The sequence below is a fragment of the Deinococcus sp. Arct2-2 genome, from assembly GCF_004801315.1.
GTDB lineage: Bacteria > Deinococcota > Deinococci > Deinococcales > Deinococcaceae > Deinococcus.
In genome coordinates this window covers 25876-44663 of the sequence record NZ_SSNW01000048.1, presented here as the reverse complement: position 1 = coordinate 44663, position 18788 = coordinate 25876, and the positions used below count along the sequence as shown (strand labels likewise).

The 18788-nt window shown below is 61.5% G+C and carries 17 protein-coding genes; 7 read left to right on the top strand and 10 right to left on the bottom strand.

What is annotated here, in order from left to right:
- The first annotated feature begins 230 nt into the window (after positions 1–230).
- On the top strand, positions 231–2756 hold the full coding sequence (locus tag E7T06_RS17205; RefSeq protein WP_240741136.1) for a S8 family serine peptidase: 2526 nt from the start codon (positions 231–233) through the stop codon (positions 2754–2756).
- Positions 2757–3059: 303 nt separating this feature from the next.
- Complete coding sequence (locus E7T06_RS17200) at positions 3060–3482, top strand: CBS domain-containing protein (protein ID WP_136366989.1); 423 nt, start codon at positions 3060–3062, stop codon at positions 3480–3482.
- A gap of 66 nt (positions 3483–3548) precedes the next feature.
- On the opposite strand, the gene E7T06_RS17195 is transcribed toward E7T06_RS17200, so the two are convergent.
- The 5 genes from E7T06_RS17195 to dnaK all read right to left on the bottom strand — a co-directional run bounded on the left by E7T06_RS17195 (position 3549) and on the right by dnaK (position 8501).
- A complete protein-coding gene (locus E7T06_RS17195; protein WP_136366988.1) occupies positions 3549–4184 on the bottom strand; it encodes a LysE family translocator in 636 nt (211 codons plus the stop codon).
- A gap of 60 nt (positions 4185–4244) precedes the next feature.
- A complete protein-coding gene (locus E7T06_RS17190; protein WP_136366987.1) occupies positions 4245–5183 on the bottom strand; it encodes a DnaJ C-terminal domain-containing protein in 939 nt (312 codons plus the stop codon).
- A 369-nt stretch (positions 5184–5552) separates the two neighbouring features.
- Positions 5553–5801 carry a VF530 family protein gene (locus tag E7T06_RS17185; protein WP_064013758.1) on the bottom strand — a complete coding sequence of 83 codons (249 nt, stop codon included), beginning with the start codon at positions 5799–5801 and terminating at the stop codon, positions 5553–5555.
- Positions 5802–5808: 7 nt separating this feature from the next.
- Positions 5809–6507: a nucleotide exchange factor GrpE gene (locus tag E7T06_RS17180; protein WP_240741135.1), complete on the bottom strand. Its 699-nt coding sequence runs from the start codon at positions 6505–6507 to the stop codon at positions 5809–5811.
- Positions 6508–6614: 107 nt separating this feature from the next.
- On the bottom strand, positions 6615–8501 hold the full coding sequence (gene dnaK / locus E7T06_RS17175; RefSeq protein WP_136366986.1) for a molecular chaperone DnaK: 1887 nt from the start codon (positions 8499–8501) through the stop codon (positions 6615–6617).
- Positions 8502–8776: 275 nt separating this feature from the next.
- Between dnaK and ftsH the strand changes: the two genes are divergently transcribed.
- A complete protein-coding gene (ftsH, locus tag E7T06_RS17170) occupies positions 8777–10645 on the top strand; it encodes an ATP-dependent zinc metalloprotease FtsH (RefSeq protein WP_240741134.1) in 1869 nt (622 codons plus the stop codon).
- 49 nt (positions 10646–10694) lie between these two features.
- On the opposite strand, the gene E7T06_RS17165 is transcribed toward ftsH, so the two are convergent.
- A complete protein-coding gene (locus E7T06_RS17165) occupies positions 10695–10910 on the bottom strand; it encodes a hypothetical protein (RefSeq protein WP_136366984.1) in 216 nt (71 codons plus the stop codon).
- Positions 10911–10918: 8 nt separating this feature from the next.
- Positions 10919–11707 (bottom strand): DsbA family oxidoreductase, encoded by a 789-nt coding sequence (locus E7T06_RS17160; RefSeq protein ID WP_136366983.1) that lies wholly within the window; start codon positions 11705–11707, stop codon positions 10919–10921.
- Positions 11708–11788: 81 nt separating this feature from the next.
- On the opposite strand from E7T06_RS17160, the gene msrB reads away from it, so the two are divergent.
- Positions 11789–12250 carry a peptide-methionine (R)-S-oxide reductase MsrB gene (msrB, locus tag E7T06_RS17155; RefSeq protein ID WP_136366982.1) on the top strand — a complete coding sequence of 154 codons (462 nt, stop codon included), beginning with the start codon at positions 11789–11791 and terminating at the stop codon, positions 12248–12250.
- Positions 12251–12350: 100 nt separating this feature from the next.
- On the opposite strand, the gene E7T06_RS17150 is transcribed toward msrB, so the two are convergent.
- The gene (locus tag E7T06_RS17150) at positions 12351–12746 is read right to left on the bottom strand and encodes an excalibur calcium-binding domain-containing protein (protein WP_240741133.1); all 396 of its coding nucleotides are present in this window, start codon (positions 12744–12746) and stop codon (positions 12351–12353) included.
- Positions 12747–12840: 94 nt separating this feature from the next.
- Here E7T06_RS17150 and E7T06_RS17145 point away from each other — a divergent pair, with 94 nt between their 5' ends.
- Complete coding sequence (locus tag E7T06_RS17145; protein ID WP_136366981.1) at positions 12841–13083, top strand: ribbon-helix-helix domain-containing protein; 243 nt, start codon at positions 12841–12843, stop codon at positions 13081–13083.
- Complete coding sequence (locus E7T06_RS17140) at positions 13074–13424, top strand: type II toxin-antitoxin system PemK/MazF family toxin (RefSeq protein WP_136366980.1); 351 nt, start codon at positions 13074–13076, stop codon at positions 13422–13424. The genes E7T06_RS17145 and E7T06_RS17140 overlap by 10 nt, the downstream gene beginning before the upstream one ends.
- 6 nt (positions 13425–13430) lie before the next feature.
- Here the strand turns inward: E7T06_RS17140 and carB are convergent, their stop codons facing one another.
- Positions 13431–16523: a carbamoyl-phosphate synthase large subunit gene (gene carB, locus E7T06_RS17135; RefSeq protein WP_136366979.1), complete on the bottom strand. Its 3093-nt coding sequence runs from the start codon at positions 16521–16523 to the stop codon at positions 13431–13433.
- A gap of 472 nt (positions 16524–16995) precedes the next feature.
- Between carB and E7T06_RS17130 the strand changes: the two genes are divergently transcribed.
- Positions 16996–17919 (top strand): GGDEF domain-containing protein, encoded by a 924-nt coding sequence (locus E7T06_RS17130; RefSeq protein ID WP_168733613.1) that lies wholly within the window; start codon positions 16996–16998, stop codon positions 17917–17919.
- A 59-nt stretch (positions 17920–17978) separates the two neighbouring features.
- On the opposite strand, the gene E7T06_RS17125 is transcribed toward E7T06_RS17130, so the two are convergent.
- Positions 17979–18593 carry a LysE/ArgO family amino acid transporter gene (locus E7T06_RS17125; protein ID WP_136366977.1) on the bottom strand — a complete coding sequence of 205 codons (615 nt, stop codon included), beginning with the start codon at positions 18591–18593 and terminating at the stop codon, positions 17979–17981.
- Positions 18594–18788: the final 195 nt, after the last annotated feature.

Sequence of the window (18788 nt, the reverse complement as noted above, 5' to 3'; positions counted from 1 at the left end):
AAATGCCGTCCACAAGGGCATTCTTCTTCAAAGTCAACGGACTACCAATAAGGGGAGCGCAAGAGCTGTTGTCCTCCCCTTAAGGGGGGACGCCCGCGCCAGCAACGGGGGCTTCACCTTCCGGCTCAATCTCCCCCGCTCCCACTTGCCTGATGAATCTCTGACCTCACCTCAAGGGTTCCTCATGACTGCTTCAGGGGGCGTCACGTCCGGGCCGCTAGGCTGCAAGCATGAATAAGTTGACCCGAATGATGATGCTCGGCGCGGCCCTCGCTTTGGGCGGCGTCTCTACGGCGGAGGCGGCGGGCCTCTCTCCTACATTGCTGGCGCGGGCCAAAAAGGGTGACCAGACGCAGGTAGGCGTAATCGTGCGCTTTAAGGTCGCCAACGATGAGCGGGGCCGCGCCCTGTTCAAGAACCTGCGTACCCAACTGAGCAGCAAAATTGCACAGGTCGGCCCCGCCGCCGGGTTTCTGAATCAGGCCATCGCGTCGGGCCGGGCCACCCAACTGTGGCTCGATCAGAGCGTCTATCTGCCCATGACCCCGGTGCAGGCCCGCGCTTTGGCCTTGCTGCCCTTCGTCTCCGACGTGTTCGAGAACTTTAAGGTGCAGATTCCTAAAGCGGTGGCCCTCAGCGCGGCTTCTGCCCCTGCCGGAACGCCTTGGCACCTCCAGAGCATTGGTGCGCCGCAGGCGTGGGCCGCCGGATTCAAGGGTCAGGGCATCCGTATCGGGCACCTCGACAGCGGCGTGGACGCCTCTCATCCTCAACTGAACGGCAAGATTTTGTCGTTTGCCGAATTCAATGCTGCCGGAGACCGGATCGGCACGCAGCCCCGCGATTCTTCTAACCACGGTACGCACACGGCGGGCCTGCTGGTAGGCGACACGGTGGGCGTAGCTCCCAGCGCCAAAATCATCAGTGCGCTGGTGCTGCCCAACAATGAAGGCACGTTTGCACAGGTCATTGCCGGAATGCAATATGTCCTTGACCCAGACAACAACGCCGATACCGACGACGGGGCCGACGTGGTGAACATGAGCCTCGGCATCCCCGGCACCTTCGATGAATTCATCGTGCCCGTGCAGAACATGATCAAAGCGGGCGTGGTTCCGGTGTTCGCCATCGGTAACTTTGGCCCCGCCAGCGGCAGTACCGGCAGCCCCGGCAACCTGCCCGACGCGGTGGGTGTAGGCGCAGTCGATCAAAACGGCCAAGTCGCCAGCTTCAGCAGCCGTGGCCCGGTGGCGTGGCAAGGCGCGATCAACGGCGTGTTCATCAAGCCTGACATCGCCGCGCCCGGCGTCGCCATTACCAGTTCCTTCCCCAACGGACAATACGGCGCACTCAGCGGCTCTTCTCAGGCCAGCCCTATTGCAGCGGGCGCGGTGGCCCTGATGCTGAGCGCCAAACCCGGCACAGGCGTAGACGCGATTAAGAACGCCCTGTATACCAGCGCCAGCAACGCGGGCAGCAAAAACAACAACGTGGGCTACGGCCTGATCAGCGTGCCCGGCGCACTGGGCAAACTGGGCGTAAATGCGGGCGCTCCTGCTCCTGCACCCACCCCGACTCCGACGCCTACCCCCACACCTCCACCCGCTCCTACACCAACGCCAACGCCTACACCCACCCCGACGCCTACACCTGCGCCCCCAGCTGCCGCTCCCACCGGGCCAGCCGGGTACACCCTCTGCGCCATCGAGGGCTCCAAGTGCGATTTCAGCGGCCAGCGAGACGCCGTGTTCGGCACCAACGGCAAATACATTTCCGGTGTGGCCACCGACGGTTTCAACTGCACGGTAGCCGAGTGGGGTACCGATCCGGCAGCGGGCGTCCGCAAGGGCTGCTTCATCAAAGCTCGCCCCGGCACTGCGCCCTCACCCACGCCCGCTCCGGCCCCCACGCCTGCACCCGCACCCAGTGGCGGCGGCAAAAAGCCCACCGTGCTGCTTGTCGATGACGATATGGGTCAGGGCGCAGATGTCACGGCGGCCCTGCGCGACGCCGTGAAAGCCAATGCCGCTTCTGCCTTCCGCTGGGACGTGCAGACCATGGGCGCGATTCCCCTGAGTGAAATGAAGACCTACGACGTGGTGCTGTGGGCCACTGGCGAGCAGTATCAGAACACCCTGACTGCCGCCGACCAGAACACCCTGCGCCAGTACCTTGCAGGCGGCGGCAACTTGCTGCTGACCGGGCAAGACGTGGGCTACGACATCGGGGCCAGCGACTTCTACCGCGCCACGCTGAAAACCCGCTTTGTGGCCGACAGCAGCGGCACCGCCAAGTTTGTCACGGCTGGAGCCTTCGGCAGCACCGCCTTTACCCTGAACGCGCAGGGCAGCGCCGCCAACCAGTTTTACCCCGACGTGATCGCTGACCTGAACGGCAGCAGCACAGTGGCAGGCTGGGGAACCGCTGGGGCCACTGCAGGAACCATCACGGCCCAGAGCATCCGCGTCGACCCCAACCGCAACCGCGCCACCCAGAAGGTGCAAGACCCTCGCGGCCTCGTGGAAAAACTCGCGGCCAACATCATCGGCGGCATCTTGAATCAGGTTCTTGGCGGCCAGCAGCCTACCCAGCGCCCCCGCGTCACGGCCCAAAACGTGAACGAAAACGCCGGAGCCATCGTCATCAACAACGCGGGCGCTTACCGCACCGTGAATATGGGCTTCGGTCTGGAAGGCCTGACGCCCAGCAGCCGCAGCGCCCTGATCAAGACCAGCTTTGAATGGCTGATGAAGTAATTCCGATTGAGTCCCGGTTTGTGGGATTCAATCCGAGCAAAGCGAGTGGGAAGAGATACGAATTCTGGGAGATGGACGGACACCCTGTGGTGTTCTGGGTGTCCGGGAATTGGACGGAATTCGTATAGGGCAGCAACACCCTAGATTCGTCCAAATTAGTAAGCAGAGGCCAGCCCCAGCGTTGGCCTCTGCTGCTGTGTGGCTATTTGGTCTGTCATGACCCGCTCAAAGCTTGAAAGCCTACACAAGCCGCCTTTATGTCGTTCCCACCGTCGCCAACTGTGCGGCAAGTACGGTACACCCATGACGCAACTGACCTTACGAGACATCATGACCCGTGACCTGACCACCGTAGACGGCGGCGCGACCCTCAAGGAAGTCGCCAGCCTGATGCGCGAACAGGACATCGGCAACGTGCTGATCATGGACGGCGAACGCCTGACCGGAATCGTGACCGACCGCGACATCGTGATCCGGGCGGTGGCGTATGGGCACGATCTGGGCAGCGCCATTACCGACTATGCCAGCGACAACGTGTTCACGATGAACGCCAGTAGCAGCGTGCAGGACGCCGCGCAGGAGATGTCGAACCGCCAGTTGCGCCGCCTGCCGATTACCGAGGGCGGCAAGGTGGTGGGTATCGTGTCGCTTGCCGACCTCGCCACCAACGCCACAGGCCGCGCCGACGAGCAGGCGCTTCAAGGCATCAGTCAGCCCACAATCTGAGTGTTACGGCAAGTCAAAAGGGCCACTCTTCCGGTGTGGAGAAGTGGCCCCCTTGTTGTTCTGCCTTTACTTCTGCCCTACCGTCGCCGTTCCCACACCCAGCGCAATGTAAATGCCGCCTGTCACGTATTTCTGCCGCCGTGCAAATCGGGGACTCCCGCGCAGCTTCGCGCCCAAGCTGCCGCCTAGTAAGGCGTACATCCCGTCGCTGCACACGGCCAAACACAGGAACAAGAGGCCAAAGGTCAGGGTTTGCAGGGCCACCGGGCCGCGCTCCGGGTGAATAAACTGCGGCAGGAAGGCCAGAAAAAACAGCGCCGTTTTGGGATTTAGCGCGTTGATGAGTGCGCCTTGCCAAAAAAGCTGCTTCATAGACTGAACTTTAGGAACAGGAATCTCGGTATCTGTTTCCTCATCCCGCGCCAGCAGCGTGCGAATGCCGATGTAGATCAGGTATGCGGCCCCTAGATATTTGAGGGCGCTGAACAGCACCGCCGACGACAATACGATGGCCGAAAGACCAACGGTGGCTGCCAGCACATGCACCAGCCCGCCTGTTTGCACGCCCAGCACCGACAGCAACCCCGCCCGCCGCCCCTGATGTGCCGAACGGGCCACGATGTACAGCACGGCAGGGCCGGGAATAATCAGCAGCGCGAGGGCGGCGACGGCAAACAGGGCCAGCGAAGACAGATCGGGCATAGGGTGTAGTTACGCAGGTGCGGGGCCAAGAGTCAAGCCCAAGCCAGTCGCTTTTTCGGGTCAGCCCTCTTTCCGCAACTCCCGCAACTTCCGGTACAACTCCTTTTCCTCATCGGTCAGCGTTTTGGGCAGCGTGATATTCAGGCGCACATACAGGTCGCCGCGCCCGCCTTCCTTTTTGGGCCAGCCTTGCCCGCGCAACCTCATGCGTTGGCCGCCGCTGCTGCCGGGTGGCACGCTCAGTTTGCCTTTGCCGTTCAGCGTTTGCACCGTAATGTCTCCGCCCAGCGCGGCCACAGGGGCGGGCACTTCGGCACTGGTGGTCAGGTCGTCGCCGTCCAGATCGAAGCGGCCATCTTCCAGCACCCGGATGGTGAGGAGAATATCGCCGCCGCCCGGCCCTTGCCCCGCCAGCCGCAGCCGAGCGCCGTCGCGGGTGCCGGGAGGAACGCGCAGGCTCAGGCGTTTGCCGTCCACATTGATCACTTCATCGGAGCCGGAGAAGGCCTCGGCCAACGTGACCTGCAATTCGCCTTCCACGTTTTGAACAAAGCGTCTGCCTTGCGTACCGCCCACGCCGCCCAACAGGTCTTCCAGATTTACCTGAGTGCCGCCGGGAAAGCCTGCCCCGCCCATGCCAGATGCCCCGCCGCCACCGGGCCGCCGCCCACCCGCGCCGCCAAACAAGCCCTGAAAAAAATCGCTGAACTGGCTGGCATCGAAGCCCGCAAAATCTCCGCCCTGAAAGCCGCCGCCGCTGCTGTAGCCGGGCGGCACCTGTCCGGTATGCCCAAATTGGTCGTACACCTTGCGTTTTTCGGGGTCGCTCAGCACGGCATACGCCTCGCCAATTTCCTTAAATTTCTCGCCCGAAGCCGCGTCGCCCGCGTTCTTGTCGGGATGAAACTGCTTGGCCATCTTGCGGTAAGCGGTTTTTATGTCGGCGTCGGATGAACTGCGGGACACGCCCAGCACGTCGTAATAGTCTTTGTAGGCCATGTGGGGCGTCTCCTTTTGAAGTCTGCGAGAGCGTGAGTGTCCAAGGGTCTAAGGCGCTGATCTGTTTAGATTCGGGGGGCTATGCTGTTAGGGACTGCCTATAAGGGTTGTTGGTTTTGGCAAGTCGCCTGGAGAACAGCAATTGCTGCGCTCACTTACCCCCCTCCCCAACCCTCCCCCGCAAGGGGAGAGGGAGTAAAAGCTCAAGGAAACGATGTTCTCTTCGTATTACGCCAGCTAAACCAACTCTCTGAACACGTAATTGAGGGCTGTAGAGAAGATTTTGTTTTCGCTCCTCCCCCCTTGCGGGGGAGGCTGGGACCCGCAGAGCTGCGCTAGCAGAGGGGGGAAGTGAGCGCAGCGACTCCCTTACCGCCCCGTAAACCCGGCCCCGCCCAGCACCAATTCCAGATACAGGGCTTCCACTTTGGCCCGCGCCCAAGGCGTCCGGCGCAGGAATTTCAGGCTGCTCTGCATGCTGGGGTTCAGCTCGAAGCAGCGCACGGGGACTCGGTCTGCCATGCCTTCCCAGCCGTAAGCGTCTACCAACCGCTCTAGAATCTGCGCCAACGTGACGCCGTGCATGGGGTCGGAAGGCATGGAATCGGGGGCAGTCATAGCGGTTTCAGCCCTGCTTGCTGACCACCACGCGGGCGGGCCGCACGAGGCGGTCTCCCATGCGGAAGCCGAGTTGATAGACCTGCACGATGATGTCGTCGGCGTCGCCGGGTACCACTTGCAGCGCCTCGTGCCACTGGGGATCGAAGGTCTCGCCCTCGCGCCCGGTCACTTCTAGGCCCAGCCCGCCAAACACGCGCAGCATGGTCGCCTGCACCGCCTGCATGCCCGGAATCAGCTTGGTGGGGTCGCCCACGCCCATGCTCACGGCGCGGTCAAGGTCGTCGTACACGGGCATCAGGCTTTCGGCGGCCTTGGCAATGCCCTGACCCTGCGCGGCGTCTACTTCACCCTGCAAGCGGCGGCGCTGGCTCTCGAAGTCGGCAGCGAGGCGGGCCAATCGGCCTTTCAAGTCGGCGTTTTCCTTCTCCAGCTCGTCGGCCTGTTGCAGCTTCGCCATCATTTCCTGCACTTGCCCGAACATGCCAGCATCTAGAGAATCGGCGTCCATGCCGGGAAAGCCGCCTTCCTCGTCCATCAAGTCAGCGTCCATCAATTCGACATCCTCTTCCATGTTGTCGGTGTCGCTTTCTGGAATATCCAAGCCGTCCATATCAATCGTCTTGGCTTCTTTGGTCGGTGCTTCTTTCGGGGCATTGTTGGTGTCGTCGTTCTGGGTCATGGGTTTACCTCGTCTGCGGAACATTAGGCGTCAGTGTAGGGTGCGGCGGCAGTCAATAGGGGAGAGGGTGGCGTGTAGGCCGTCCTCTCCCCTTGGTCTGTCCTGCATGGGTTGCGGGTTGGACGGAGCGCTCAGTCAGCCGGTTTGAAATCGGCGTCGATCACGTCGTCGTCTTTCTTGTCTTTGCCCAAATCCACGCCGCCGCCGTCTGCTGCGGGCGCGGCCTGCGCGGCGGTCATAAAGGTGCGGAGTTCTTCTTCCAGCTTCTTCTGAGCGTCGGCAATCTTGGTGTCGTCGTCGCTGCGAACGGCTTCTTCGGCTTCGTCAGCGGCGGCTTTCAGCGTGTCTTTGGCGCTTTGGTCAGCTCCGGCGCTTTCCTCAATCTGGCTGAGGGCCTGCACGCGCAGGGAGTCGAGGTTGTTGCGCTTCTCCACTTTCTCTTTGCGAATCTTGTCGGCGGCGGCGTTTTGCTCGGCTTCCTTCACCATCTTCTCCACGTCGCTCTTGTCGAGGGTGGTGGTGTTGTCGATGCGGATGCTGGCTTCCTTGCCGCTGGTCTTCTCTTTGGCCGTCACGTGAAGGATGCCGTTAGCGTCGATGTCGAAGGTCACTTCGATCTGCGGGCGTCCGGCGGCCATCGGGGGAATGCCCTCAAGGTTGAAGCGGCCTAGGCTCTTGTTATCGCTCGCCATCGGGCGCTCGCCTTGCAGCACGTTGATTTCCACGCCGGGCTGGTTGTTGGCCGCCGTCGTGTAGATCTCGGTCTTCTTGGCGGGTACGGTGGTGTTGCGCGTAATCATCGGGGCGATCATGCCGCCCTTCACTTCTACGCCCAGCGTCAGCGGTGTCACGTCTACCAGCACGATGTCGCCCAAACTGCTGTCGCCCATGATGATGCCCGCCTGCACGGCAGCGCCCAGCGCGACGGCTTCGTCAGGGTTCACGGACTCGTTGGGTTCCTTGCCCGTAATGTCTTTCACGATGCGCTTCACGGCGGGAATTCGGGTCGAGCCGCCCACCAGAATCACTTCGTTGATGTCGCTGGCGCTCATCTTGGCATCGGCCAACGCCTGCTCCACGGGATGACGCACGCGGCGCAGCAGATCGGCGGTCAATTCCTCGAACTTGGCGCGGGTCAGCGTGCGCTCGAGGTGCTGAGGCGTGCGCGTTTCCGGATCAAAGGTGATGAAGGGCAGAGACACAGTGGTCTCGGAGCCGCTGGACAGTTCGATCTTGGCCTTCTCAGAGGCTTCGATCAGGCGCTGCAACGCTTGCGGGTCTTTGCGGAGATCGAAGCTGTTTTCTTTTTGAAACTCGGTGGCGAGCCAGTCCACGATGCGCTGATCGAAGTCCGCGCCGCCGAGGTGGGTGTCGCCCGACGTGGATTTCACTTCGAACACGCCGTCGCCCAGTTCCAAGATGGTCACGTCGAACGTGCCGCCGCCCAAGTCGAAGACCAGCACGGTTTCGTTGCCCTTGCGCTCCAAACCGTAGGCCAAAGCGGCGGCGGTGGGTTCGTTGATGACGCGCAGCACGTTCAGGCCCGCAATTTCGCCTGCCTGTTTGGTGGCTTCACGCTGGCTGTTATCGAAGTAGGCGGGCACGGTGATGACCACGTCTACGATCTTCTCGCCCAATTTGGCGCTGGCGTCGGCCACCAGCTTCCGCAGCACTTCCGCGCTGACCTGTTCGGGGGCGTACTCCTTGCCGTTCACATCCACACGCACGCTGCCGCCCGCGCCTTCCTTCACCTTAAAGGGGCTGCGGCCCGCTTCCTGAGACACTTCGTCCCAGCGGCGGCCAATAAAACGCTTGATTTCAAAAATAGTGGCCTGCGGGTTCAGCGCGGCCTGACGGCGGGCAATCTGCCCCACAAGGCGCTCGTCGCCCTTGAAGGCCACGACGCTGGGGGTCGTGCGTGCGCCCTCGGCGTTCACGATCACTTCGGGGCGTCCGCCTTCCATCACGGAAATAACGCTGTTGGTGGTTCCCAAATCGATTCCGACTGCTTTTGGCATGTATGTGACTCCTTGAATGGATAAGATTCTGCCGCTGCAAGAACAGCAGTTCTAAACTTGGATCATCATAGGGCCACAGTTCAGAACAGTCAATAGAGTTGAGTGTAGTGCGCTCAACTTCAAGATGGAGTGAAGAGTGAGCTTATCCGAAACTTTCCCCCTTTTCTTCCATACTTACCCTGCGCTGTCGGCATAGACTGATGCATGTCGCCTGTGGTCAGCCAACAGATGTGCAACCCCCTCCCTGCGAGGTCTCATTCGCAGAGGCCGGAACAGTGAAGCGCCCCTCGTGGGCATGGGGCTTGGCGGCCAGCGTCGTGGCCGTGCTGCTGCTCATCAGCATCGTGACTCCGCGTGGCCGGGGCAGCGATTTGCCGCTCACCGAATTTACCGACGCCCTCAAAAACGGCACGGTGCAAACGGCAGTCGTGTCGTTTCAGAACAATACGGCGGCCATTACCGGCGTGCTGGACAACGGGCGTGAGTACCGCACGCGCACCGTGGCCGCCGATCCCGCCATTGCCCTGACCAACATGCAGGCGGCGGGCGTCAATGTGACCTACGCGCAGGCGTCCCGCATCAGCGCCCTCACGATCATCAGTGCGCTGCTCACGTTGGCCCTGATCGGCGGCCTGATCGTGCTGCTGCTGCGTGGGCGGCAAGGCGGCGGTACCGATGCGGCCAGCCAATTTGGGAAATCCAAGGCGGCAGTGATCGCGGAGGGCCAGATCAAACAGACCTTTGCCGATGTGGCCGGATGCGACGAAGCCAAGCAAGACCTGCAAGAAGTCGTCGAATTCCTGCGCCACCCCGAGCGCTACCACCAACTCGGCGCACGGATTCCCCACGGCGTCCTCTTGGTTGGCCCCCCCGGCAGCGGTAAGACACTTTTAGCTAAAGCCGTCGCAGGAGAAGCCAAAGTGCCCTATTACTCCATCTCCGGTTCCGACTTCGTGGAAATGTTCGTCGGTGTCGGGGCAGCCCGTGTCCGTGACCTGTTCGAACAAGCCAGAAAGAGTGCGCCCTGCATCGTGTTCATCGATGAAATCGACGCAGTGGGCCGTAAACGGGGTGTGAGCTTGCAAGGTGGGAATGACGAACGCGAACAAACCTTGAATCAACTCCTCGTCGAAATGGACGGGTTCGGCAGTGGACAAGAAGTGATCATTCTGGCGGCGACGAACAGACCCGATGTCTTGGATGCCGCATTGCTCAGACCCGGACGCTTTGACCGTCAAGTCGTCGTGGATGCGCCGGATGTGCGGGGGCGGGAAATGGTGTTGCGGATTCATGCCCGCAAAAAGCCACTGGATGCCAGCGTGGATTTAGCTCTGGTCGCCAGAAGAACCGCAGGCATGGTGGGAGCCGATCTTGAAAACCTGCTCAACGAAGCAGCACTCCTCGCCGCACGGGAAGGACGGACGCGGATTACGGGGCGGGATGTGGATGAGGCGCGTGACCGGGTGCTGATGGGGCCGGAACGCCGCAGCCTCGTGGTCAGAGAGGCAGACCGTAAAGTGACCGCCTACCACGAAGTCGGGCATGCTCTCGCCGCTCAGTTGTTGCCGCACGCAGACAAAGCCCACAAGCTGACCATCGTTCCGCGTGGCCGCTCACTCGGTTCGGCGCTGTACACGCCCGAAGACCGCATGCACCATACCCGCGCCGCCCTGCTCGACCTGATTTGTGTGGCGCTGGCCGGACACGCTGCCGAAGATGTAGCCACCGGACAGGTCACTACCGGAGCCGCCAACGACTTTCAGAAAGCCACCTCCATTGCCCGCCGCATGGTCACGGAATGGGGCATGTCGGGCGCGGGGCAGCTGGCATTGGCGCAGGACAGCAGCAATTACCTCGGCTTTGGCCCCCAGCCCAGCAACTACAGCGATCACACGGCCCAGACCATCGACACCGAAACGGCCCTGATTCTGAACTCGCAGTACGACCGCGCCCACGCTTTGCTGACGGAGCATGCTCATGTGCTGCACCGCCTCACCGACGAACTGATGATCCGCGAAAGCCTCAGCGGAGACGACGTAAGAACCGTGTTGGCGGGGGGATTGTTGCCGGAACTGGAAGTGCCGCCGATCAGCAGTGGCGATGGCCCCGCGCCGAGTGGAGAGTTGACGCCCGGCCCAGCTTAAACACCCCACCCCATTTGAACGCCCGCTGACTGATGAGAGTCGGCGGGCCTTATTTTGAACGCTTTTCGTTGCCCCGGCGATAGTTTCCGGTCACACGGGCCAGCAGTTGTTGCTCGGCTTCAAACGAGTACGCCTTGTCCAAGTCTGCCCGTAAACGTGCTGCACGCACTCCGCCCACCACCACAACCACGCGCCCACCGCGAGAAACGCGCACCGTACCGTCTTGCACCAAGTGGTAGGCGAAGGGATCGTCGGCAAGGCCCACGTTGGAGTCTAGACCTGCTCTGCTGCCGTCCGCTCCGGCACCGTTTTCTCTGGCACCGCACAAGATCCGTCCTCGCAGCCTTCCGCCGCTCCTGCCCCGGCTACCGGACTCAGCATGGTCAGCGGCGCGGGGTTCAACTCGCCCCACAACTGCTCCAGTGCGCCGCGCAAGACTTCGGCGGGCTGTGCGCCACTGACGCCGTATTTGCCGCCCAGCACAAAGAAGGGCACGCCGCTGATGCCGTAAGCCCGCGCCTGTGTCTGATCCTGCCGCACCTCGGCGGCCCCAGCGTCGGTGTCTAGTGCAGCCCGCACCGCCGCCCCGTCCAGCCCCACTTCGGCGGCCAATGTTGCCAGCGTATCGCGGCTGCCCACGTGTTTGCCCTCCGTAAAATAGGCGGCCAGCAGGCGTTCTTTCATGGCGTCCTGTTTGCCTTCATGGGCGGCCAGATGAATGACGCGGTGGGCATCGAAGGTGTTGGTGGGCACCAACCGCTCGAAGGGATATTCCAGCCCTTCTGCCGCCGCCGTTTGGGTCATGTTGTCCAGCATGGCCTGCGCCCCCGCCGCGCCCTGTCCGTATTTGCTGCCCAGAATGTCGCGCATCTTCCGGGTTTCTTCCACCGGGGCAGACGGATCAAGCTCGAAGGCGTGCCATACCACTTCTACGGCGTCCCGGCCCGCAAACCCTTCCAGCGCCGTCTCGAAGCGCCGTTTGCCCACGTAGCACCAAGGGCAGGCAATATCAGACCAAATATCTACGCGCAGAGGTTCGGAGGCGGCAGGAAGGGCAGTCATCCGTTTAGTCTGACACGCGGTCTCAAGTCAAGCAGGAACAAGGCTCACGAAGCAGATTTGGCCTGCCCCGTACACTGATTCATGACCTCTACCAAATCCGACTTTCAGAAGCCGACAGATGCAGAACTGCGCCAACGCCTTACGCCGGAGCAGTACCGCGTGACCCAGCATGAGGGCACCGAGCGGGCCTACACGGGCGAATATTGGGATCACGGCGGCGCGGGCATTTACGTGGATGTGGTGTCGGGAGAAGCCCTGTTCAGCAGCCTCGACAAATACGACGCAGGCTGCGGGTGGCCTTCCTTTACGCGGCCCATTCCCGGCAAAGCCCTGACCGAAAACACCGACTACAAGATCGGCTATGCCCGCACCGAAGTTCGCTCTACGCAGGCTGATTCCCACCTCGGCCACGTCTTCCCCGACGGCCCACAGGAAGCGGGCGGCCTGCGCTACTGCATCAATTCGGCAGCCATGCGCTTCGTGCCTGTCGCAGAACTGGAAGCCCAAGGCTACGGAGAATTCGCGGGTCTATTCTCCAAATAAACTGGGAAAAAGAAGGCCGCCCACATCATCGGGGCGGCCTTCTTCCAATTCAAGTTCCTACACCGTAGTGTTCAGCTTTTCCCACTCACCACTGACGATTTTACTCCCCGCGCTCGCAGGCAATGCTGTTCTGGTTGCGGTCAAGCGCGGTGCGGTAGGCAGGCTCGCCCAGTTTAGCGGGGGCCACGCCTGCCGCCCGCATTTGTACGCAGGTGCGGTAATACACGGTGCCGTCTCCGGTGAGGCGGGCGCTGCCGGTCACGGGTTTCAGCAGCGAGCGGGCCACGTAGCCTGCCGTGCCCTTGTAGGTGGTGCGGCACCACTGCCCGGAGCAGGCCACCAGCACCAGCGTGTTCTGGGGCACGGTTCCCAGCACTGCACCTGTGTTGGTCGGTGTGCGCCGCAAGTTCGCAGTAGCGGTGGTCAACGCCGTCGCCGCCTCCGATATTCCCATCAAAGCTGCCGCCAGCGCGATCATTCGGACATAGGTTCTCATGAGAACAAGATTTCACACGCAGATGAAGCTGGGCTGATGGGGGGAGTTGGGGGAATCTGAAGGGATTGGGGAGTATGCATGATAGTATGAAAATATGTCATACGAAAATGCACAGCGTTTGACGGTGAGTCTGTCTCCCACACTTGCGGCCTACTTGGAGGCGTATCAACACAGCCATCAGTTGCCTAGCCGGAGCGAGGCTGTGGCCCACGCCATTCGTGCCTTGCGAGAAAAGGAGTTGGCTGACGCCTACGCCGAGCATGCCCGTTCAGGCGAGTGTGTAGACCTTGAAAACGCAGACGGATTACAGGCGAGCGACGGCAGCGAGTGGCTCTAGGACTGTTCAGGCGCGGCGATATTTTACTCATCGACTTTGCGCCCGCCCGCGACGGTGAGGCCAACTTCGTCCACCCTGCCGTCGTGATCACCAACAACGCCGCCAATCTGAATGGCAATAGCATTGTCGTGGTGCCGTTGACCAGCAACACGGAACGCGTGTACTCCTTTCAAGTCTTGTTGCCCACCGAGCGAACAGGACTTAACAAAGACAGCAAAGCGCAAGTGGAACTGCTGCGTTCGGTGGCCGTGAGCCGGGTGCGCCGCTCCTTGGGTTTTGTGCCAGATGACCTGATGGGCGAACTGGACGCGCGGGTCAGGGAGCATCTGGCGTTGGGCTAAAGAAATTTAAGCTTCAGTGGTTGAGATTGTTCCCACCCACTCCTGCAAGCTCTTAACTTCCAATTCAGCACCTACCGCCGCCGCAATCGCCTTCGCCGTCCACTCCGCGCCCTCCCGCGTAGATACGATGGGCACACCGCGCTCTAGTGCCAGCCGCAGCAATTTGGATTCGGTCACGTCAATCAACAGGTCAGGAAGCTTGTCTCCGTCGCGTTCGCGAAGCACGCTCAGGCCCGCGCCTTCCAGCGTGGCGGCTACCTCGTCCAGCCCCGTGCCGAGCAACAAGGCCGTGCCCGACAGCGGCAGATAATTCTTGGCCCCCAGTTGCGCCCGGTAAAACGCCAAATACGGATCGGCGTCTATGCCCATGCTCTCGCCGGTGCTTTTCATTTCTGGCCCCAGAATGGGTTGCACACCTGCAAATTTCAGGAACGGTAGGTGGACTTCCTTGACGCTGTACATGGCAAGCGTCGGGGTTTCGATAAAGCCGATCTGCTCCAGCGTGTGCCCTACGGCAATCCGGGCGGCACTTTTCGCCAGCGCGTGATTGATGGCTTTGGACACGAACGGCACGGTGCGGCTGGCGCGTGGGTTGGCTTCCAGAATGTAGGGCAGGCCGTCCTTGATGGCGTACTGCACATTCATCAGGCCGCGCACGCCCAGCGCGAGGGCCAGGCGTTCGGTGGTGGCCTTCACCTCTGCCAGCAGTTCGGCGCTGAGGCTCACGGGGGGCAGCACGCAGGCGCTGTCGCCGCTGTGGATTCCGGCGGCTTCCACGTGTTCCATAATCCCGGCCACCACCGCAATCTGGCCGTCACAGAGCGTATCCACGTCCAGTTCCAGCGCCCCTTCCAAGAACTGATCCAGCAGGATGCTCGGCTGGCCTTCCACCGCTGCGTATACCTCGTCCAGATAGGTCACCAGTTCTTCCATGGAGCGAACCGTTCGCATGGCGCGGCCCCCCAGTACGTAGCTAGGGCGGGCCATTAGCGGGAACCCCAGTTCGGCAGCCAGTGCGCGGGCTTCGGCAGGCGTGGCCGCCACTTTGCCCAGCGGTTGCCGGATACCCAGTCGCTCGCACAGCGCATTGAAGGAGGCGCGGTCTTCGGCCTCGTGAATCGTTTCGGGCGACGTGCCGATGATCGGAGCGCCCGCCGCCGCCAAGCGTGCCGCCAGTTTCAGCGGCGTCTGCCCGCCCAGTTGCACGATCACGCCCACCGGTTTCTCGTGCTCCACGATGTTCATCACGTCTTCAAAGGTCAGCGGCTCGAAGTACAGGCGGTCTGCCGTGTCGTAGTCGGTGCTGACTGTTTCCGGGTTGGAATTGATCATGATGGTCTCGTATCCGGCTTCCTGCAAGGCCCAGACCGCATGAACGGTGGCGTAGTCGAACTCCACGCCCTGCCCGATCCGGTTCGGCCCGCTGCCCAGAATCACCACTTTGGGCTTGTCGGTGTGCGTCACCTCGTCTTCCCATTCGTAGGTGGAGTAGTGATACGGCGTGTGGGCCTCGAATTCGGCGGCGCAGGTGTCCACCGTTTTGTACACGGGCAGGGCTTTGGCTTCCTTGCGAATCTGGCGCACGTCCAGTTCGTTCAGGCCCACCAGTTCGCCCAGACGGGCATCGCTGAAGCCGAGGCGTTTGATCTCGCGCCAGAGTTCATACTTCCAGTCGGCTATTGGCCCCAGCGCCGCAATCTCGCGTTCGGCGGCCACGATTTCGGCCAACTGGGACAGGAACCAAGGGTCTATTTTGGTGGCGTCAAACAGTTGTTCTAGGGTTTCGCCGCGCCGCAGCAGTTCGATCACGGCTTCAAGGCGGCGGGGATTGCCGTACAGCAGGCCGCGCAATTCTTCATCCGTCATAGCCGCGAACGCGCCGCGCACGTCGGATTCCACCGAGCGCATGGCTTTTTGCAGGCTTTCCTTGAAGGTGCGCCCAATCGCCATGACTTCACCCACGCTCCGCATCTGCGTGCCCAGCGCGTCTGAGGTGCCGGGGAACTTCTCGAAGGCGAAGCGCGGAATCTTGGTCACCACGTAATCGATGCTGGGTTCAAACGACGCGGGCGTGACGCGGGTGATGTCGTTGGTCAGTTCATCGAGGTGATAGCCCACCGCCAGCAGCGCGGCAATCTTGGCAATCGGGAATCCGGTGGCCTTGCTTGCCAGCGCACTGCTGCGGCTCACGCGGGGGTTCATCTCGATCACGATCACGCGGCCATTGGTAGGGTCTACGGCAAACTGAATGTTGCTGCCGCCCGTCGCCACGCCAATTTCCCGAATAATGGCAAGCGACTGATCGCGCAGGCGTTGGTATTCCACGTCGCTGAGGGTTTGGGCGGGGGCCACCGTAATGGAGTCTCCGGTATGCACGCCCATCGGGTCGAAGTTTTCGATACTCGTGATGATGATGACCGTGTCGGCGGTATCGCGCATCACTTCCAGCTCGTATTCCTTCCAGCCCAGAATGCTTTCTTCCAGTAGCACCGAAGTCACGGGGCTGTCGCGCAGGCCGCCTTCGGTGATCGCCAAAAATTCTTCGTAGGTGTGCGCGATGCCGCCGCCGGTGCCGCCGAGCGTAAAGCTAGGCCGAATCACGATGGGCAGGCCAATTTCCTTCTGGTACTCCACCGCTTCTTCCATGCTGTGCACCATCTGGCCGCGTGCGGTTTCTATCCCGATTTTCTTCATGGCGGCCTGAAACAGTTCGCGGTCTTCGCCCTTCTTGATGGCTTCGACGCCCGCGCCGATCAGTTCTACGCCGTACTTTTCAAGCGTGCCGCGCTCGTGCAGTTCCATCGCCAAGTTCAGGGCCGTCTGGCCGCCCAGCGTGGGCAGCAGGGCATCCGGTTTCTCTTTGGCGATCACGCGCTCCACGAATTCGGGTGTCAGCGGCTCTAGGTAAGTCGCGTCGGCCAATTCCGGGTCGGTCATGATGGTCGCCGGGTTCGAGTTCACCAGCACCACGCGGTAGCCCTCTTTTTTCAGGGCCTTCAGCGCCTGCGTTCCCGAATAGTCGAACTCGGCGGCCTGCCCGATCTGAATAGGGCCGCTACCGAGAATAAGAATCGTCTGGAGGTCAGTTCGCTTAGGCATTCCAGAGAAAGAGTATGTCACGGTTGGGGGCCGGGAGGGTGGGAGCGGCGTGCAAGGTTATGCAGGGCAGTGGGTAGGTTTTTTCTTGCAGAGTGTTCAGGTAAAATGCTCTATCCTGAATTTCGAAGCTCGACAGCTTGGCAGTTCAGGACAGGCGTTGGTGCGGCCAGATGCGGCCAACACCAGGGGGTGAAAGAGAATGCCCAAAAGCGTGTTCGTCTGGCTCTCAGAATGGTCACCCCTTCGGCGGCGGTGGGAAGATACCCCGCAACTGCACAGTGTCAAGCGGCGCATCTACAGCGTCTGTCTGGTCATGTCGTTGCTCCTGATCGTGCTCACCTCTTTTCTGGCGCAAAAGGATTCATTCCTTTTCCCATTTCATTTGGGTCTGCATACCTTCGGGTTTGTTGTGGCGCTGACAGCCCTCGTCTGCTTGCGTTGGCCCAAGTGGCTCAGGCTCATAGAATTGCTGATGGCGACGGGTATCTTTGCTTACGCGCTGTTGTGGGACGCTTTGTATCTGATCCTTAATGTGCTGCCCAGCCGGGAGTTGGTCATCACGCATGGGCCGGTATTTTTGCTGGGGTCGGTCATCCTCAGCCTGATGGTGCCGCAGCGGGCGCTCCTGCCCTTGCTGGCTATTCCTTTTTCCCTTCATCTCCTGCTCAGTTGGCCGCTGCTGCTGCGCTTTCCTTGGGGTGACGTGCAGTCCGCCCGGCTGGTCACCGAGCTGGCTACCCTGACCACGCTGATTCCCCTGATGTTGGTAGGCGAGTATCAGCGGGCAGTGGTGCTGGCCGAACAGGCCACCCACTCCCTGCACAAGTTGGTCGAAACCGATCCGCTCACCGGAATCCTTAACCGCCGGGGGCTGATGTCGCAGCTAGAGCGGGGCATTGCAGTGGTGGCCCTGCTCGATATCGACCACTTCAAATCCATCAACGATACCTACGGCCACGAGCAGGGTGACGCTGTACTGAAGGCGGTGGGAGACTACCTCAGTGGCTTGGCAAGTGCCGCCCCGCCGAGTACCGATCTGGCAAGTGCCGATCTGGCAAGCATCCATCTGGCAAGCGCCAATCTGCGCAGCCCGCAGAATGTTCAAGTCGGGCGCTGGGGAGGCGAAGAATTTTTAGTGCTGCTGCGCCAGCTTCCCGTTGCGGGCGTCGTGGCGTGGGGAGAGCAACTGCGGGCGGGCATTCAGCACCTCTACCCCGATGGCCTCGCTATTGCGGTCAGTATCGGGGTGGCGGTACAGTTGCCAGAAGAACCTGTTGCACAAACCCTCAGAAGGGTGGACGGGTTGATGTATCAGGCCAAATTCGGGGGCCGCAACCGGGTGGTCGTCGCTGAAGAGTCTGAGCTGGACGAGTCGGGGCAGATCGAATTGGTCTGATGCGGGCCTGCTCTCTGTGCCAGTTGCCTGAATGACCCCGGCCAGAGAGCACCTTCAACTCACTGCCCTTGCACCGCCCCCCACACCAGCCCCGCCGCAATAGTCCACATGATCACGCCGATAATGATGTCCAGCACTTGCCATGCACGCAGGTTTTTCATGACGGGGGCGAGTTGGCGGCCTGCGAGTGCCAATCCAAAAAACCAAATCCAAGACGACAACACGGTGCCGCCCAAAAAGCCCATGCGCCCGCTGCTGCTGAGGCCCGCGCTCGCCCCGCCGATGAGGACGAAGGTGTCGAGGAAAACATGAGGATTGAGGAAGGTGAACGCGAGGGCGGTTGCCAACACTGCGCGGGGCGATTGCTGCGTCTGGCCTGCCGTATCAAGGGCCACAGGATGCTGCGCCGACCTAAAAGAGCGCCAGCCGTACCACAGCAAAAACGCTGCGCCAGCCAGTGTTCCTATCAAAGTGAGGGTGGGGCTGCGGGCCAACCAAGCGCCAATGCCCAACACGCCCAAGGTAATGAGGAGCGAATCGGCCAGCGCACACACGAAGGCGGCCAACAGCGCATGTTGCCGCGTCAGCCCTTGCCGCAGCACAAAGGCGTTTTGCGGCCCAATTGCCACGATCAGGGAGAAACCGAGGGTCAAACCGCGCAGGAAGGGAGGCACGCGCCTAAGATACCTGACTGGGAAGCTAGCTGATGGATTGGTGGGTGTTCAATCTAGGCTTCCGCGTAGCCCCCCAGTCTGCTGTGCAGCCAGCCCCCTTTAGGGGAGCACAAAAGCAGTTGTTCCCACCTCTAAGGGGGGCGTTGCGCCAGCAACGGGGGGTTCACCCGTAATCTCTCCCTCCAATCCCCCCCT

Excerpts from the sequence above, each read along its gene's own strand:
- E7T06_RS17205 (WP_240741136.1), top strand. The coding sequence starts at position 231 with ATGAATAAGTTGACCCGAATGATGATGCTCGGCGCGGCCCTCGCTTTG.
- E7T06_RS17200 (WP_136366989.1), top strand. The coding sequence starts at position 3,060 with ATGACGCAACTGACCTTACGAGACATCATGACCCGTGACCTGACCACC.
- E7T06_RS17195 (WP_136366988.1), bottom strand. The coding sequence starts at position 4,184 with ATGCCCGATCTGTCTTCGCTGGCCCTGTTTGCCGTCGCCGCCCTCGCG.
- E7T06_RS17190 (WP_136366987.1), bottom strand. The coding sequence starts at position 5,183 with ATGGCCTACAAAGACTATTACGACGTGCTGGGCGTGTCCCGCAGTTCA.
- E7T06_RS17185 (WP_064013758.1), bottom strand. The coding sequence starts at position 5,801 with ATGACTGCCCCCGATTCCATGCCTTCCGACCCCATGCACGGCGTCACG.
- E7T06_RS17180 (WP_240741135.1), bottom strand. The coding sequence starts at position 6,507 with ATGTTCCGCAGACGAGGTAAACCCATGACCCAGAACGACGACACCAAC.
- dnaK (WP_136366986.1), bottom strand. The coding sequence starts at position 8,501 with ATGCCAAAAGCAGTCGGAATCGATTTGGGAACCACCAACAGCGTTATT.
- E7T06_RS17160 (WP_136366983.1), bottom strand. The coding sequence starts at position 11,707 with ATGACTGCCCTTCCTGCCGCCTCCGAACCTCTGCGCGTAGATATTTGG.
- msrB (WP_136366982.1), top strand. The coding sequence starts at position 11,789 with ATGACCTCTACCAAATCCGACTTTCAGAAGCCGACAGATGCAGAACTG.
- E7T06_RS17150 (WP_240741133.1), bottom strand. The coding sequence starts at position 12,746 with ATGAGAACCTATGTCCGAATGATCGCGCTGGCGGCAGCTTTGATGGGA.
- E7T06_RS17145 (WP_136366981.1), top strand. The coding sequence starts at position 12,841 with ATGTCATACGAAAATGCACAGCGTTTGACGGTGAGTCTGTCTCCCACA.
- carB (WP_136366979.1), bottom strand. The coding sequence starts at position 16,523 with ATGCCTAAGCGAACTGACCTCCAGACGATTCTTATTCTCGGTAGCGGC.
- E7T06_RS17130 (WP_168733613.1), top strand. The coding sequence starts at position 16,996 with ATGGCGACGGGTATCTTTGCTTACGCGCTGTTGTGGGACGCTTTGTAT.